This is a genomic window from Anaerostipes hominis (ex Lee et al. 2021), from assembly GCF_002270485.1.
Lineage (GTDB): Bacteria > Bacillota > Clostridia > Lachnospirales > Lachnospiraceae > Anaerostipes > Anaerostipes hominis.
On record NZ_NQOG01000008.1, the window covers coordinates 1 to 14390 of the forward strand.

General features: G+C 40.1%; 15 protein-coding genes and 3 pseudogenes. 16 read left to right on the forward strand and 2 right to left on the reverse strand.

The window, feature by feature from the left end; genetic code table 11:
* Nucleotides 1-216: 216 nt before the first annotated feature.
* The 10 genes and pseudogenes from CI597_RS09055 to CI597_RS19740 all read left to right on the forward strand — a co-directional run.
* Nucleotides 217-674: pseudogene (locus tag CI597_RS09055) on the forward strand (hypothetical protein); the annotation flags it as partial.
* Between the two features lie 73 nt (nt 675-747).
* Nucleotides 748-1605 (forward strand): alpha/beta fold hydrolase, encoded by an 858-nt coding sequence (locus CI597_RS09060; protein ID WP_024728514.1) that lies wholly within the window; start codon nt 748-750, stop codon nt 1603-1605.
* Nucleotides 1606-1683: 78 nt separating this feature from the next.
* Nucleotides 1684-2265, forward strand: a complete 582-nt coding sequence (locus tag CI597_RS09065) for a TetR/AcrR family transcriptional regulator (protein ID WP_024728513.1) — start codon at nt 1684-1686, stop codon at nt 2263-2265.
* Nucleotides 2266-2368: 103 nt separating this feature from the next.
* Nucleotides 2369-3214 carry an ABC transporter ATP-binding protein gene (locus tag CI597_RS09070; RefSeq protein ID WP_024728512.1) on the forward strand — a complete coding sequence of 282 codons (846 nt, stop codon included), beginning with the start codon at nt 2369-2371 and terminating at the stop codon, nt 3212-3214.
* Nucleotides 3211-3894: a hypothetical protein gene (locus tag CI597_RS09075; protein WP_024728511.1), complete on the forward strand. Its 684-nt coding sequence runs from the start codon at nt 3211-3213 to the stop codon at nt 3892-3894. Before CI597_RS09070 ends, CI597_RS09075 begins: the two co-directional genes overlap by 4 nt.
* Nucleotides 3891-4589, forward strand: a complete 699-nt coding sequence (locus CI597_RS09080; protein ID WP_024728510.1) for a hypothetical protein — start codon at nt 3891-3893, stop codon at nt 4587-4589. Before CI597_RS09075 ends, CI597_RS09080 begins: the two co-directional genes overlap by 4 nt.
* Nucleotides 4590-4600: 11 nt before the next feature.
* Nucleotides 4601-5134 carry a cation diffusion facilitator family transporter gene (locus CI597_RS09085; RefSeq protein WP_024728509.1) on the forward strand — a complete coding sequence of 178 codons (534 nt, stop codon included), beginning with the start codon at nt 4601-4603 and terminating at the stop codon, nt 5132-5134.
* A 51-nt stretch (nt 5135-5185) separates the two neighbouring features.
* Nucleotides 5186-5326, forward strand: a complete 141-nt coding sequence (locus tag CI597_RS18140) for a hypothetical protein (protein WP_006354945.1) — start codon at nt 5186-5188, stop codon at nt 5324-5326.
* Nucleotides 5327-5632: 306 nt separating this feature from the next.
* Nucleotides 5633-5890 (forward strand): annotated as a pseudogene (locus tag CI597_RS19425) (hypothetical protein); the annotation flags it as partial.
* 125 nt (nt 5891-6015) lie between these two features.
* Nucleotides 6016-6474 (forward strand): annotated as a pseudogene (locus CI597_RS19740) (DUF2284 domain-containing protein).
* Nucleotides 6475-6585: 111 nt separating this feature from the next.
* On the opposite strand, the gene CI597_RS09105 reads toward CI597_RS19740, so the two are convergent.
* Nucleotides 6586-7476 carry an AraC family transcriptional regulator gene (locus CI597_RS09105; protein ID WP_235824585.1) on the reverse strand — a complete coding sequence of 297 codons (891 nt, stop codon included), beginning with the start codon at nt 7474-7476 and terminating at the stop codon, nt 6586-6588.
* A gap of 94 nt (nt 7477-7570) precedes the next feature.
* On the opposite strand from CI597_RS09105, the gene CI597_RS09110 reads away from it, so the two are divergent.
* From CI597_RS09110 to CI597_RS19430, 4 genes are read left to right on the forward strand one after another with little or no spacing between them, the layout of a single operon-like run.
* The gene (locus tag CI597_RS09110) at nt 7571-8932 is read left to right on the forward strand and encodes a glycoside hydrolase family 32 protein (protein WP_024728507.1); all 1362 of its coding nucleotides are present in this window, start codon (nt 7571-7573) and stop codon (nt 8930-8932) included.
* Nucleotides 8925-10319, forward strand: a complete 1395-nt coding sequence (locus CI597_RS09115; RefSeq protein ID WP_024728506.1) for a sucrose-specific PTS transporter subunit IIBC — start codon at nt 8925-8927, stop codon at nt 10317-10319. Before CI597_RS09110 ends, CI597_RS09115 begins: the two co-directional genes overlap by 8 nt.
* Nucleotides 10316-12493, forward strand: coding sequence for an alpha-galactosidase (locus CI597_RS09120; RefSeq protein WP_024728505.1), 2178 nt, complete (start codon nt 10316-10318; stop codon nt 12491-12493). Before CI597_RS09115 ends, CI597_RS09120 begins: the two co-directional genes overlap by 4 nt.
* A gap of 7 nt (nt 12494-12500) precedes the next feature.
* On the forward strand, nt 12501-12914 hold the full coding sequence (locus tag CI597_RS19430; RefSeq protein ID WP_081723884.1) for an HAD family hydrolase: 414 nt from the start codon (nt 12501-12503) through the stop codon (nt 12912-12914).
* Here the strand turns inward: CI597_RS19430 and CI597_RS09130 are convergent.
* Nucleotides 12797-13105 carry an MGMT family protein gene (locus tag CI597_RS09130; protein WP_024728504.1) on the reverse strand — a complete coding sequence of 103 codons (309 nt, stop codon included), beginning with the start codon at nt 13103-13105 and terminating at the stop codon, nt 12797-12799. The two genes, CI597_RS19430 and CI597_RS09130, sit on opposite strands and share 118 nt — an antisense overlap.
* A gap of 255 nt (nt 13106-13360) precedes the next feature.
* On the opposite strand from CI597_RS09130, the gene CI597_RS09135 reads away from it, so the two are divergent.
* Nucleotides 13361-14119 carry an alpha/beta fold hydrolase gene (locus tag CI597_RS09135; RefSeq protein ID WP_024728503.1) on the forward strand — a complete coding sequence of 253 codons (759 nt, stop codon included), beginning with the start codon at nt 13361-13363 and terminating at the stop codon, nt 14117-14119.
* A gap of 12 nt (nt 14120-14131) precedes the next feature.
* On the forward strand, nt 14132-14341 hold the full coding sequence (locus CI597_RS09140) for a hypothetical protein (RefSeq protein ID WP_024728502.1): 210 nt from the start codon (nt 14132-14134) through the stop codon (nt 14339-14341).
* The last annotated feature ends 49 nt before the right edge of the window (nt 14342-14390 follow it).

Below are 14390 nucleotides of genomic sequence, written 5' to 3' on the forward strand. Positions count from 1 at the left end.
AGGGCAATCTCAAAAGAAAAGCTGAAACAGGCAGGGCTTGTGAGTTGCTACGATTATTACATGGAACGTCATGCTTTGAAGTTATGTTGAACCGCCGTATGCCGAACGGCATGTACGGTGGTGTGAGAGGGGAGATTTAATCTCCCCTACTCGATTGTATGGCGTTCAGAAATGAGCGTCTATTTTTTTACCCAAATGAAAGGAGAACTAAAAATTATGAAAAAGATATTGAAACGATTATGTACGGGCTTCTTAGCTCTTGCAACTGTCGTTACCACTTTGCCGAGTACACCCGTTCATGCGTCGGAAAAGCAATACTGGACGGAGTCTGCCGAGCGTGTTGATATCGTAGAGCGTGTCAATAATGACGGCTCTATTACAGAAACCTTTAACGAGGGACACATGAAAGTCGAGGACGAGGACGCTTATTGTATCGACATCAACAGGCTTTCAAAAACGGTTATAAAATACGTTCTAATGCAAGCGACCGCATGAGTGCTGACCAGATTGCCGACGTTGCGTTATCCATTGAATATGTAAAACAGTATGCAAAAAACCACACAGGGCTTAGTAGCAAGCACGCCTACCTTTTAAGACAGTTAGTTGTCTGGCAGAGATTAAGTGTTCATTTAGGCTGGAATTGTGATAATGTGCGAGCTTCTTATGATGAAATGCTGTTGACTTCCTGCTTGCAATAAGATATAATATGACTATAAAATCAAATTAGTCATAATGGAGGTATGAGGTATGTATAAAGAAGTTAGCATATCTTCAAATAATGTTCCGATAACCCTTTCTATCTGGTATACAGAAAGAGGTAGTCCTACCATTGTTTTTTTGCCGGGTACTATGTCGCACCCTCTCATGTATGAGAATTTTCTATGTGGACTGGGTGCAAGAGGATTTAATATAATAGGTGTTCATTATCTTTCACACGGGAAAAGCCCTAAAATCAAACAAAATTATACAATGGAAGATTTGCTGTATAATGTATATGACGCAACAACTTACGGAATAGAAAATTTCGGAGCTAACATAGCCGTCATGGGTTCCAGTCAAGGCGGGATTTTAGCAGCAATGGCGGCGGGTAGGGATACAAGATTAAAAGCCGTTTTTCCACATAATATCATGCTGACTACACTAAAAGAAACTATGAGCTTAACAAAGTATCCTGCATGGACACACCGTTTTATGGGGCTGATACAGTGGGGCTTTCGTGTGGGCGGAAAGTTGTTGCCTAACTACAAGGTTCCGGGAGACGCTTATTTAGACTATGACAAAGTATTTTATAGCGAACAGGCAAAACAAGATTGCTTAAACGACCCTATGCTTTTACCATATTATCCTTTAAGATTTGTCGCCAGTTTATTTAATGCTGACTTATCGTGCTTGGAGAACGGCTCAATACAATGTCCAGTTATTTTAATTACAGCCAAAGGCGACCCGCTTTTTAGCTTTGATTATACCAACAAAGTATTTGATTTAATCCATGCGCCGCAAAAGGAATTACTTACTTTAGAACTTAATCGTCACATGATTTTTAATGAGGATACGGACACGACGATAAACGCATTGGAACCTACATTGCATAAATATCTAGGATAGCATATTGATAATATGAGCAGCAAATGCTATACTTTTCATGATGATACTAATGATTTAGTCATAAGGAGGTTATGAGAATTGCCACGATTTACAGAACAAGAGAAAGAGATCATTAGCAGTAAACTTTTGATAGAAGGAGAAAAGCTGTTTGCATTACACGGTTTGAAAAAAGTAACGGTTGATGATTTAGTAGCCGCTGTAAACATATCAAAGGGGTCTTTCTATTCTTTTTATCCCAGTAAAGAACACCTATATGTTGAAATCAATTTTCGCTTACAAAAAGAGTTATTTACAAGTATAGAAACAACCATTAAAAAGAAAAAGTATAAGAACCATAGAGATTTAGCAAAGGACGTTATTATGCTAAGTTTAACGGGGGTGATTACTTCGCCTATTCTTTCACAGATTGATTTATCTTTAATGGACTATCTGCAAAGAAAAATATCGTCAGATATTTTTGAAAATCATATGTACAGTGATATTCGTATATTGGAGATACTGGAAGATTTAGGGGTTATATTTTTGGTTCCGCATACAGTTATCATAAAATCTCTGTATTCTGTTTTATCCTGTTTGGAACAATTCAAAGAGGACGAAGAACTGAATATGATACAAAATCTTTTAGTGAATGGTATTATTCAGCAAGTAGTAGCAGAGTAACAATTTTGTTTGGTTATTTGACAGGCAGGTAGCCAAACAAATTTTTTACAGTATATATGACTATATATCTGTAAACGTCATAAAGTTAAAGGAGGAAAGAATAATGATTGATGTAAAAAAACTGTATTTTAGCTATACTGACAAACCGTTTGTTGAGAATGTAAGTTTCCATGTTGGGAGGGGAGAAATTTTCGGCTTTTTAGGACCCTCTGGAGCCGGAAAGTCAACCATACAAAAAGTATTGACTGGGCTTAACACAAAATATAAAGGCAGTGTAAAAGTTTCAGGTATTGAAATAAAGGAACGCACAAATCGGTTTTATGAAAATATTGGAGTAGACTTTGAATTTTCAACCTGCTATGAGAAATTCACAGCACGACAAAATCTCGCCTATTTTGCTTCTCTATATGAAAAGCAACCTCGGTCTATTGATGAATTATTGCATATGGTAGGCTTGGAAAATGACGGGGACAAAAAAGTTGCTGACTTTTCCAAAGGTATGCGTTCTCGCTTGAATTTCATTAAAGCGTTAGTCCATGACCCTGATATATTATTCCTTGATGAACCTACAAGCGGTCTTGACCCTACAAATAATCGTTTAATGAAAGACATTATTCTTGCGGAAAAGAAACGCGGAAAAACGATTATCATTACTACTCACAATATGTTTGACGCAACAGAGCTATGTGACCAAGTAGCCTTTATCGTTGCCGGAAAAGTCAGTGCATTGGATAGCCCGCATAATTTGATTATGTCAAGGGGAGCTGCCAAAATACAATATACCTACTATGATAAAGGCGAGAAAACCGGAGAATGTCTGCTTGATAGAACCACAGAAGATAAGTTGTTAAAAAGTTTAATTTCCGAAAACCGTTTGCTTTCTATTCATAGTAGTGAGCCTACATTAAATGATATTTTTGTTGATATTACAGGGAGGACACTTCAATGAGATTGGGACGTTTAATTTGTAGTGATATACATTTCCAATGGAAATATGGTTTCTATTTTATCTACTTTATATTAACAGTTTTATATGTGTGTGGGATTGCCTCTTTGCCGGGACATTGGAAAACGGATATTGCTTCTATCATGATATACTCTGACCCGGCAGCAATGGGATTGTTTTTTATGGGAGCGATTGTCCTTTTGGAAAAAAGTCAAAAGGTATTAAATGCTATTGTAGTGTCTCCCGTAAAAATGTCCGAATATATACTTTCAAAAACAGTTGCGCTGATTGCCATATCTACGGTAATTGCAATGATATTAGGATTAGTTTCCGGTAGCAATCAGTTACTTAGTATCGCAGTTGGTACGGCTTTGACATCAGCAATCTTTACTATGCTTGGAATTATTGCGGCTACAAAAATTTCAAACTTGAACCAATTTCTCATTGTGATTATGCCGATAGAAATTGTTTGCTTTGTTCCACCTATCGTTGGTCTGTTTGTAAAGTTACCAGATATATTCCGCTTTTTTCCGTTCACAGCTTGCATGAACCTTATAACTGGAAAAAGCATTTTACTATCGTTTGATATGGTACTTGTAATTGCTACGTTGATTATCCTCTACATAGTTGCGCGACATACAGTTAAGCATATGTGGAAAAGTTTAGGAGGTGTAAAGCTATGAAAAGGATATTATCCAGTACCATACAGGTATTTAGACAAATCAAGAGCGACCCTATGATGTTTGCAGCTTGTTTTACGCCTTTTGTCATGGGAGCTTTGATTAAATTCGGTATTCCCTTTCTTGAAAGAATAACAGATTTTTCTTTGCAAGCATACTATCCGATTTTTGATTTACTACTTTCTATCATGGCTCCTGTATTACTCTGCTTTGCATTTGCAATGATTACATTAGAGGAAATCGACGATAAAGTGTCACGGTACTTTTCGATTACCCCTCTTGGTAAGTCGGGGTATCTCTTTACAAGGTTGGGAGTACCCTCAATTATTTCGGCAATCATCGCTTTTATTGTACTGTTGCTTTTTTCATTAGAAAAGTTGTCCATTGGAATGACAATATGTTTGGCGCTTCTCGGCTCAGTACAGGCAATTATTGTTTCACTTATGATTATTACATTATCAAGCAATAAATTAGAGGGTATGGCAGTTACAAAACTAGCTGCACTTACATTACTCGGAATACCAGCCCCCTTTTTTATTGATAGTTACTACCAGTTCGCGGTTGGCTTCCTTCCATCATTTTGGGTAGCGAAAGCCATGCAGAATGAAGCGGTTCTTTATTTCTCCATAGGATTGGTGGTAGCTTTAGTCTGGTACTACTTCCTTACAAAACGTCTGTTTCGGAAGCTGGCAGGATAAGGAGTCATATTATGGAAAAAGGTAGACTTCTGCAAAACAAAAATATAAATAAGGCTATTCAGGTTTCCAAAATCACACTAATCATCAACCTGAGTTTATCGCTACTTAAATTTGCTGCCGGATATATAGGAAAGTCAAGTGCCATGCTGTCGGACGCTGTACACTCGGCTTTTGATGTATTAAGCACAATCGTTGTGATGGTTGGAATTAAAATATCAGAAAAACAGCCTGATAGAGAACATCCTTATGGGCATGAACGTATGGAATGTGTGGCTTCCATTATTCTTTCTGTCGCATTGGCTATAACAGGTGCTGGAATTGGATATTCAGGTATCAAGAAAATCTTTTCAGAACAGTACAATACGCTTTCTGCTGCTAGTGGAATCGCACTTACGGCGGCAGTCTTATCCATTGTTATAAAAGAGTGGATGTACTGGTTTACAAGGATTGCTGAGGGAGTCCATCAAACGATTGAAAACAACTTTCCACAATGTAAACATTGTATGGTACATGTTAATACGAATGAACTTCTCTATTCTGCATAGGACAGGGAAGATGATTTAAGGCTATTGAAAGGGAAAGGAGGGAAGTAGGTTATGGAACAATACTGGTGGATTATCATTGTTGTGGTTTTGATTGTCGTTGGTTTACTTAAAATTGTAATTATGAAGAAGTATAACCAAAGGAGAAATTCTAACAATCGTTCAAAAGATAGCGAGGACGACAAGATGTATTAAGGTTTATTGAAATCTGTTATGTTGTAGAATGATGTTTTTAGATACTAGAAAGTGCTTTAAGGGGGCTAACGTTATGGAAAGCTTTGAGTACAATTCTATACAATCAAATACAATTTAATAAATCTTTACAAAAAATTGAATGCAATACGGCTTTAAAGGCTCGTACAAACCATATGTTTTGTGCGGGCTTTTTTAGTGCAAATAATTTTTCAAATTTTTTCGGTTTCAACTTAGCAAATCACACCTGCAATTCCCTATATGGTGCGGAAAGAGGGACAAACACTTTTCACGTCATAACGGAAAGGCGGTAATGATATTCGTATTTGTGATGATGAATTGGCACAAGCCTTGAAAAAGCTGTCCGAACGTAACTGTGAAAATTTATTGATGTACTATTTCTTGGAAATGAGTGACACCGAGATTGCAAAAAGACAGAATATTTCCAGAAGTGGAGGAACGAAAAGCCGGGCAGAATCTATTGATTTCCATCCTTTTTACGGGGGTAAAGGCGCTTGTCATCTGGCTGGCTGCAATTTAAGATCTCGCCCATTTGTTTTTGCGTGAGATCACGATCTTCTCTTAGATTTCGGATTCTACTATACATTTTCTTCACAAACTTATTTTGAGGAAGGTTCGAACATGCTAAAAAAAACGAGATAATAGAAATAGGTATTTATCAATTTGGAATCATTTCCAAAACAGAAATTATTTTTGATCAAGAAATCAGAAAAATATGTGAGGATAATGTCTGCCGCCTGTACGGGAAGTCCTGGGCTTGTCCTCCGGCTGTGGGTACAGTTGATGACTGACGCCAATATGCAAGAGCACTGGTATTTAATGCCGTTTATCCTTTGGACAATTCCTTCGATTATGAAGGAATGATAAGAGGACACAGTGGGTTCAAGGATCTGTGCAGTCGATTATATACAGTGATAAAACCACAGTTGCATTTTTTTCTCATATTATCAAACGAAGGATGTAAACGGTGTAAAAACTGTACTTATCCTTCAGTAAAATGCAGAAATTCAGAAATGTTATCTCCTTCTTTAGAAGGTTTTGGGAGCAATGTTGCCAAGCTGGAAGAAACTGCAAACCTAAAGTATATGAATGAAAATATCGTCACATATTTCGGAATGTTGCTGTATTAACCATCATAGAAAGTGAGGAATATCATGAAAAAAGATGTAATAGGCATTATCTGACATTAATAAAGCATATAAACACCGTAATACCACATCAGAATACTAGTTCTTTTAATATTAACTTTTATCGTTCGCCAAACTGCCAGGTCGATTATATTTTCTGTATTCAGTGGGAGACAGAGAAAATTCCTTTTTAAAAAGTTTTGAAAAAGCCAGCTGATCTTCGAAACCAAGGGAACCGGCGATCACAGAAACAGGAAGTCCTGTCGTCATCAACAGACGGCAGGCTTTTTTTAACTTTAATTTTAGAAGATAGTGTTTTGGAGAGTATCCAAATTTCTCAGAAAAAATTCTGCTTAGATAATTTGGATGGACTCCGAAAGATTTTGCCAGATCTTTTATCACTATTTTTTCTGAATAATTGGTATCTAAATAAAACTTTACTTCATCTGCAACGGATACTTTTCCCCAGCTTCGCTCGTTAAAAGAAACATCTTCAAAGAGCATGCCGATAATATTAAGGAGCAGACTATTTGCCTTAAAATATTGGCTTGTCGTATTCCCCTGCAGACCTAGAATCTGAGAAATGACTTCTTCGTATTTTTCGGTATCAAGCTGATGGATGATATAAATATCTTCGGAGGAGGTCATAAGCTGGTATGTGTAAGTTTGCGAACTGATTCCGAGGTAGCCGATCCAAGCATAACTCCATGGATCGTCTGTTGAAGCTTCATAATAGGAAACTTTACCCGCAGGAATGATAAAAGCATCTCCAGTGGAAAGGTGGAATATGTGCTCATTGATATGAAGTTTTCCCTTACCTTTTAACACGAAATGAATTAAATCGTAGGAACGGTACTTCGGTCCATAGTGGTATCCTGGTAAACAGTCTTCGTAACCAGCACTGTAAAAGGAAAGATCGGAATTTGATTTGTAAATTAAGGAGTGTTGAGTTTCTTTATATTCTTTCATGGTTTTATTATAAACAAAAAGGTTAGGTTTTTCCATATTTTTTTATGTAATTTCTATATAAAATGAATTCTGTTTATTTTATTATGATTGTAGAAAAAAGGAGAAAGGAGAGTAATACAAAGTGGGTGGGATGAGACAAAAGTATCATCTTGAACCGGACCGGGGCCTCTTAAATGACCCAAACGGATTGGCTTATTTTAAAGGAAAATACTATGTTTTCTTTCAATGGAACCGATTCGCAAAGGATCATGGATACAAGGAATGGGGGCTTTTTAAATCATCAGATCTTTTGAACTGGACATTTGAAGGAAGCGCCTTGCTTCCAGATCAGATTTATGATCAGGACGGCGTCTACTCGGGAAGCGCATGTGTGATAGAAGATAAGTTATGCCTGTTCTATACCGGGAACACAAAATCGGATGGTCGGAGAAAAGTTTATCAGTGCATGGCGGTGAGTTCAGACGGAAGAAAATATCTTAAACACGGATGCGTGCTGGAGACTCCGGCAGATTATACGGAACATTTCAGGGATCCGAAAGTGTTTAAGGGAAGCCGCCAGGGCTATTTTATGGTAATCGGTGCCCAGAAGAGTAATGGGAAAGGCGCTGTTGCTCTGGCAAGTTCCTGTGACGGAGTTCACTGGAGCGTAAAGGGAAATCTGGCTGAAACAGAGATGTATGAAATGGTGGAATGTCCGGACCTGTTTGAACTGGACGGTAAACATGTTTTAATGTTCAATCCTCAGGAACGTGACAACGATAACGATGTATGCGGAGTTAGTTTTTCCGCATATAAGATCATGGAGTTTGATGAGAAAACGGAAACGGTTGGTGACCGTGACCTCGATAAACACTGTCGTTTTGATCAGGGGTTTGACTTCTATGCACCGCAGACATTCTGTGATGATAAGGGACGAAGGATTATGTTCGGATGGATGTCACGAATGAATGAAATGCAGGAGCAGATTTTTGCGGCTGAAGAGAGAAACATTCATTGCCTGACGCTTCCAAGAGAACTGAATGTGAAAAATGGCAGGTTATATCAGAGGGTCCCGGAAGAATTCGAACGATTGAAAGGAAAGCAAATTCCTTTAGAGATGCCGAAAACGAAAGAAATAAAAGCGGTATTCCCCCAGAAAGCGGCATTTGTTAAAGTGTCAGGATCAGATTTGGATCAGGGAATATTCATAAGGTTTCCAGAAGATGGTACAAAGATATTCTATAATGGAAGTGAAAAAGTTTTCACATTTGTAAGGTATGACTGGGTAAATAAGACGGAAGAACAAAAGAGTTTTCCAATGGAAATGCTTTATTCATTGGAATTATGGCTGGATCAGTCCAGTATTGAGATATTTTTAAATGAAGGGGAGTATGTGCTGTCTTCGAGGATCTATTCAAAAGGAGAAGGGCAAACCGTTATTTTTAAAGGAATGACAGAAAAATCAGAGATTGAGTGTAAAGAGATCAATACAGGAGGTATGCATAATGAGTGACAAAGAGTTGGCAAAAAAGATTGTTGAACTTGTTGGCGGCAAAGAAAACATTGTTTCCGTAAGGCACTGTGCAACGAGGCTTAGGATAGTTGTGTCGGACAAAGAGAAGATCCAGGTGAAAGAAGTAGAAGCGTTGGATAAAGTAAAGGGATCTTTTTTCAATTCCGGTCAGTATCAGATTATTCTGGGCACAGGATTGGTAAACAGAATTTATGATGAAGTTATTAAGATTACCGGCGGACCAGATGAGGGGCAGGTTGAAGAAAAGAAAGAAGTGGTTTATGGAAATAAATTTCAGAGAGCCATTCGGATGTTTTCAGATGTATTCGTACCGATTATTCCGGTTCTGGTGGCGACCGGTCTTTTCATGGGTCTCAGAGGCCTTCTGACACAGCAAGCAGTGCTGGGAGTATTTGGAATGACACCGGAAGATATCCCAGCTTCCCTGCTGACATTTACACAGATTTTGACGGATACTGCTTTTTCGTTCCTGCCTGCGCTCGTCTGTTGGTCTACATTTCGCAATTTCGGCGGAAGCCCGGTCATCGGAATCGTACTTGGTCTCATGCTTGTAAGCCCGAGCCTTCCAAGTTCTTACGACGTTGGATCAGGAGTGGCAGATCCGCTTGTATTTTTCGGATTTATCAAAGTGGCAGGATATCAGGGATCAGTCCTGCCGGCTTTCGCTACTGGTATTATCACGGCAAAATTTGAAAAATGGCTCCGAAAACATGTACCGGATGCCCTTGATCTGATCGTGACACCGTTTATCACACTTTTTGTTGGTATTGTGATGGCTCTGTTTGTGCTTGGACCGATTCTTCACTATGTGGAAAATGGAGTTTTATTTGTGGTAGAGAACCTGCTGTTCCTTCCGATGGGAATCGGGGGACTTATCTATGGTAGTTTTGGACAGTTGCTTGGAATATTTGGTATACACCATATCCTGAACTTCCTGGAAATCAGTATGCTGGCTAATGATGGATGGAATTACTTAAATCCAATCGGAACATGCGGAAATGTAGCTCAGGCGGGCGCTGTTCTTGCAGTAGCTATCAAAGCAGCTTCAAATAAGACAAAACAGGTCGCATACCCTTCCTGTCTGTCAGCGCTTCTCGGAATTACAGAGCCGGCTGTTTTTGGTGTAAATCTGCGATTTGTGAAACCATTTATCATGTCCATGATCGGTGGAGGAATTGGAGGTTTCCTTGCTTCTTTGTTCCACTTAAAAGCAACTGGAATGTCAATCACTGGTATTCCGGGAACTCTTTTATACCTGAATGAACAGCTTCCGATTTATATATTTGTAAATGTAGTAGCTTTTGCGGTAGCATTTATTCTTACGTGGTTGTTTGGATTTAACAAAAAAATGGAGAATGCGGCATGAGTATTGTCTTAAAGGATCACATCGTACATATCAGTAACAACAAGATCAGTTATGTGATGGAGGTTGTTGACGGGAAATATCTGATACACAGGTATTTTGGGAAAACAATCCGGAAGTACAGAGGGACAGGAATCCCTCTGTATTTTAAAAGAGGATATAATACCAGCCACAGCTGCAGTGTGGAGAATGTATCTTTTGACGATTTCCCATTTGAATATCCTGTAAGAGACAGTGGCGATTACAGAATCCCAGCAATTTCTTTCGTGACAGCTTCAGGGATCCGGCATGCGGATTTTAGATTCGAGAACTGGAGAGTTTTACCGGATAAGCCATCACTTCCGGGGCTTCCTGGCATTATTGCGAAAAAAGGAGAGGCTGAAACGCTGGAAGTGGTCTGCAGGGATGAGATGGCAGAATTAAAATTGTATCTTTATTATACCATTTTACCGGATATCGGCGTCCTGATGCGTCATCAAAAGCTGCAAAATACAGGCAGCCGATCTATATGTATTGAGAATATCCAGAGCATGTCTCTGGAACTTCCGGCGAAAGAATACGATGGTCTGATTCTCTATGGAACACATGCAAAAGAGGCAAACATGGAAAGATTTCCGCTTCATCATGGTGTACAGCGGATTGAAAGCGTGCGAGGCAGCTCCAGCCTTCAATATCAGCCGTTTGCTGCTCTGATGGATCACGAGACAACGGAAACCTCGGGAACAGTATATGGTTTTCAGCTTATTTACAGCGGGAATTTTCTTGCACAAATAGAAAAGGATCAGTTCGGTAACATACGTGCTCAGATGGGGCTTCATCCGGATATGTTTTCCTGGGAACTGAAACCTGGGGAAAGCTTCTGTACACCGGAGGCAGTGTTAAATTACAGTGGCAACGGATTAAATGAAATGAGTCATAATTTTCACCGTTTGTACAGGGAACATCTGATTCCCGGGGAATTTGCCGGAAAAGTACGTCCGGTGCTTTTAAACTCGTGGGAGGCTATGTACTACGATGTCAGTCTGGAAAAAATAAAGGAGCAGGTAATAATTGCCAAGAGACTGGGAATCGAGCTCTTTGTACTGGATGACGGATGGTTTCGCAGAGGAAACAACAGTCATGATTCCATGGGTGACTGGATATGCAATGAGAAAAAGCTGCCGGGTGGGATCCGGCAGGCGGCAGACCTGGTTCACAGTCAGGGACTTCAGTTTGGTCTTTGGTTTGAGCCCGAAGCGATAAGCCTCAAAAGCGATCTGTACCAACTTCATCCGGACTGGGCCCTTGGCGTTCCGGGATATCCAAATACGGAAGGGCGTCATGAGTACCTGCTGGACCTGACCAGAACAGAGATAAGAGATTATATCAAAAACGTTCTAGATTCCTATTTGAGGGAAGGATTTATTGATTATATCAAATGGGATATGAACCGGCCTCTGACAGATGTGTATTCACAAGCTTACCGGGATGGAAATAGTAAGGAAACCAGCCACAGGTACATCCTGGGGTTATATGAAATCCTTGAGTGGCTGAAAACTGCTTATCCTAAGGTTCTGGTAGAAGGATGTTCCAGCGGAGGAGCGAGATTTGATCCGGGCATGCTGTATTATGTGCCTCAAAATTGGGCCAGTGACAATACAGATGGCTATGACAGAGCGGTAATCCAGAATGGTTTCAGCCTTCTGTATCCCAAAGAAGTAATGGGAGCGCACGTAAGCATTACGCCGAACCATCAGACGGGAAGAACAACATCACTGCGTACAAGATTTCAGACAGCCCGTTTTTTCAATCTTGGGTATGAATTGGATGTAACAAAGTGCAGCGAAGAAGAATTAAAGATTATTTCAGAGCAGATTTCACAATATAAGTCAGAACAGGAATTTTTTAGTAACGACATTTTTTACCGTCACGAGGTTCCTAATCAGAATTATTATATGTGGTCATGCGTGGGGAAAAAAGAGTGTAAAGTGATAATCTATCAGAAATTTTTCAATCCCCTGTACTCTCATGGGTGTTTCCGGATGCTTGGGCTGGATCCTGATGCGGACTATTATGAAGAAGCAACAGGCAGAATATACGGAGGAGATGAACTGATGGAAATTGGAATTACGGTGCCTCTTGTAAAAGAAGATTTTTACGTATTTGACATTCATCTGATAAAAATCGAGGAGAAATAATAACGGTATGAAAATAAAACTGTTTGCCAGTGATCTGGATGGGACATTGCTTAATGAACAACATAAAATATCGCAACAAAGTGCTGACGCAATCCGAACCGCACAGCAAACAGGAAAAGTATTTCTGGCGGTTACTGGCAGAGCGTGGGGGACGGCGTCTCTCTTATTGAAAGAGGCGGGCATATCCTGCGTATGCTTTTGGCGTATGGAATTGAATTTGAAATTAATACAAGTTGCGGTGATTTTTCTACAGACACTTGTGTTTATAACGGTGTCAAATATAAGGAATAATAAAGCAGCTGTCTATTCGTCCCATTGGCAAGCTTTCAAATCGACATGCCAATCATCTTTAAACACAGCGCCTTCTTCTAATAAAAGCAGTCCTTGTTCATGCCAGCCCGGGACCAGTCTTCCGGCGTGATTGACCACACGGTGGCAGGGATAACTGCCGTAGTACTCTGCCATGCCAAGGACCCTGCCCACAAGTCTTGCGTTTTTTTCTCTGCCGATCAGACGGGCAATCTGGCCGTAAGTCGCAACCTTCCCCAGGGGAATTTCTTCCACTACAGAGAGGATTTCATAAATTAAACGCTCATCTAAAATCTTTTTCATATGTGCAACCTCAAAAATGTATTACAGATCATATTAATCAAATCATGCTTCAAGAAAGAAGAAATGTCAAGATGAAGGATGACAAAAAATTGAATGGAATCTGCACAGTTCTATGTTATACTGAACATATACATAGAATGGAGGTTGAGATTATGGGAATTTGGATGATGAAGCACTGACAGCAGGGCGTTGGTGTTTCCATAGCCTTGCTGATCGATAAGAGGCGTAAACAAAGAAACGGTCAGGAGGCAAAGGATGTCATATTTTAATTATCAGTCAAAAAAGATTTATTACAAAGAAACAGGAAGCGGAAAACCCGTAGTGTTATTGCACGGGAACACAGCATCTTCCAGGATGTTTGAATTTATACTGCCTTTATATGAAGATAAGTTTCATGTAATTCTTATTGATTTTTTGGGCCATGGGAAATCAGACAGGCTGGAAGCATTTCCGGCGGAACTCTGGATGGAAGAGGCAAGACAGACTATAGCTCTGCTTGAGCATCTGGATCTTGGAAAGGTAAACCTTGTGGGAACCAGCGGCGGTGCATGGGCGGCAGTCAATGCAGCCTTGGAACGCCCCGATCTGGTGGACAAGGTAGTGGCGGACAGTTTTGACGGACGTACTCTGGCAGACGACTTTGCAGAGAATCTGCTTAAGGAGCGGGCAGATGCCAAGAAGGACGAAATGGGGACAGCATTTTACGAGTGGTGCCAGGGGGAAGACTGGGAACGCATCGTGGATATGGATACAAGTGCGATGGTACAGTGTGCCAAAGAGAAGCTGCCCTTATTTACAAAGCCGCTGAGCGCGCTAAATAATCCTCTCCTGCTGATGGGCAGCAAGGGAGATGACATGTGCAGATCAGATTTTCTGGATGAATATCGTGCAATAACCAAAGAAACCAATGCAGAAGTATGTATTTTCCCGGAAGGGGTACATCCCGCAATTCTCTCCTGTGCCGAGAAGGCGGCAGAGGTTATTGCCGGATTCCTGGAAGGAAAAGAAACATAAGGAGGCTGGAAGATGAGAATGCCGGAGAAGATTGAAGCAGACATGTTTGCACCCTGTGGGATGAACTGCATGGTTTGTTACAAACATTGTTATCATAAAAAACCTTGTGCCGGATGTCTGAACAGTGACCGGGGAAAACCGGAACACTGCCCGAACTGCGGCGGTATTATTTCCCTGCATGATGCAGAATGCAGCGAATGTCAACATAAGATACACACATAACGCAAACGGGGGAAGGTGAAAGCACTTGTGGAAAAAAAGATGAGCTGCT

Coding starts and splice junctions, on each gene's coding strand:
- CI597_RS09135 (WP_024728503.1), top strand. CDS start 13,361: ATGTCATATTTTAATTATCAGTCAAAAAAGATTTATTACAAAGAAACA.
- CI597_RS09110 (WP_024728507.1), top strand. CDS start 7,571: ATGAGACAAAAGTATCATCTTGAACCGGACCGGGGCCTCTTAAATGAC.
- CI597_RS09140 (WP_024728502.1), top strand. CDS start 14,132: ATGAGAATGCCGGAGAAGATTGAAGCAGACATGTTTGCACCCTGTGGG.
- CI597_RS09120 (WP_024728505.1), top strand. CDS start 10,316: ATGAGTATTGTCTTAAAGGATCACATCGTACATATCAGTAACAACAAG.
- CI597_RS09115 (WP_024728506.1), top strand. CDS start 8,925: ATGAGTGACAAAGAGTTGGCAAAAAAGATTGTTGAACTTGTTGGCGGC.
- CI597_RS09130 (WP_024728504.1), bottom strand. CDS start 13,105: ATGAAAAAGATTTTAGATGAGCGTTTAATTTATGAAATCCTCTCTGTA.
- CI597_RS09075 (WP_024728511.1), top strand. CDS start 3,211: ATGAGATTGGGACGTTTAATTTGTAGTGATATACATTTCCAATGGAAA.
- CI597_RS09085 (WP_024728509.1), top strand. CDS start 4,601: ATGGAAAAAGGTAGACTTCTGCAAAACAAAAATATAAATAAGGCTATT.
- CI597_RS09070 (WP_024728512.1), top strand. CDS start 2,369: ATGATTGATGTAAAAAAACTGTATTTTAGCTATACTGACAAACCGTTT.
- CI597_RS09080 (WP_024728510.1), top strand. CDS start 3,891: ATGAAAAGGATATTATCCAGTACCATACAGGTATTTAGACAAATCAAG.
- CI597_RS09060 (WP_024728514.1), top strand. CDS start 748: ATGTATAAAGAAGTTAGCATATCTTCAAATAATGTTCCGATAACCCTT.
- CI597_RS19430 (WP_081723884.1), top strand. CDS start 12,501: ATGAAAATAAAACTGTTTGCCAGTGATCTGGATGGGACATTGCTTAAT.
- CI597_RS09105 (WP_235824585.1), bottom strand. CDS start 7,476: ATGGAAAAACCTAACCTTTTTGTTTATAATAAAACCATGAAAGAATAT.
- CI597_RS18140 (WP_006354945.1), top strand. CDS start 5,186: ATGGAACAATACTGGTGGATTATCATTGTTGTGGTTTTGATTGTCGTT.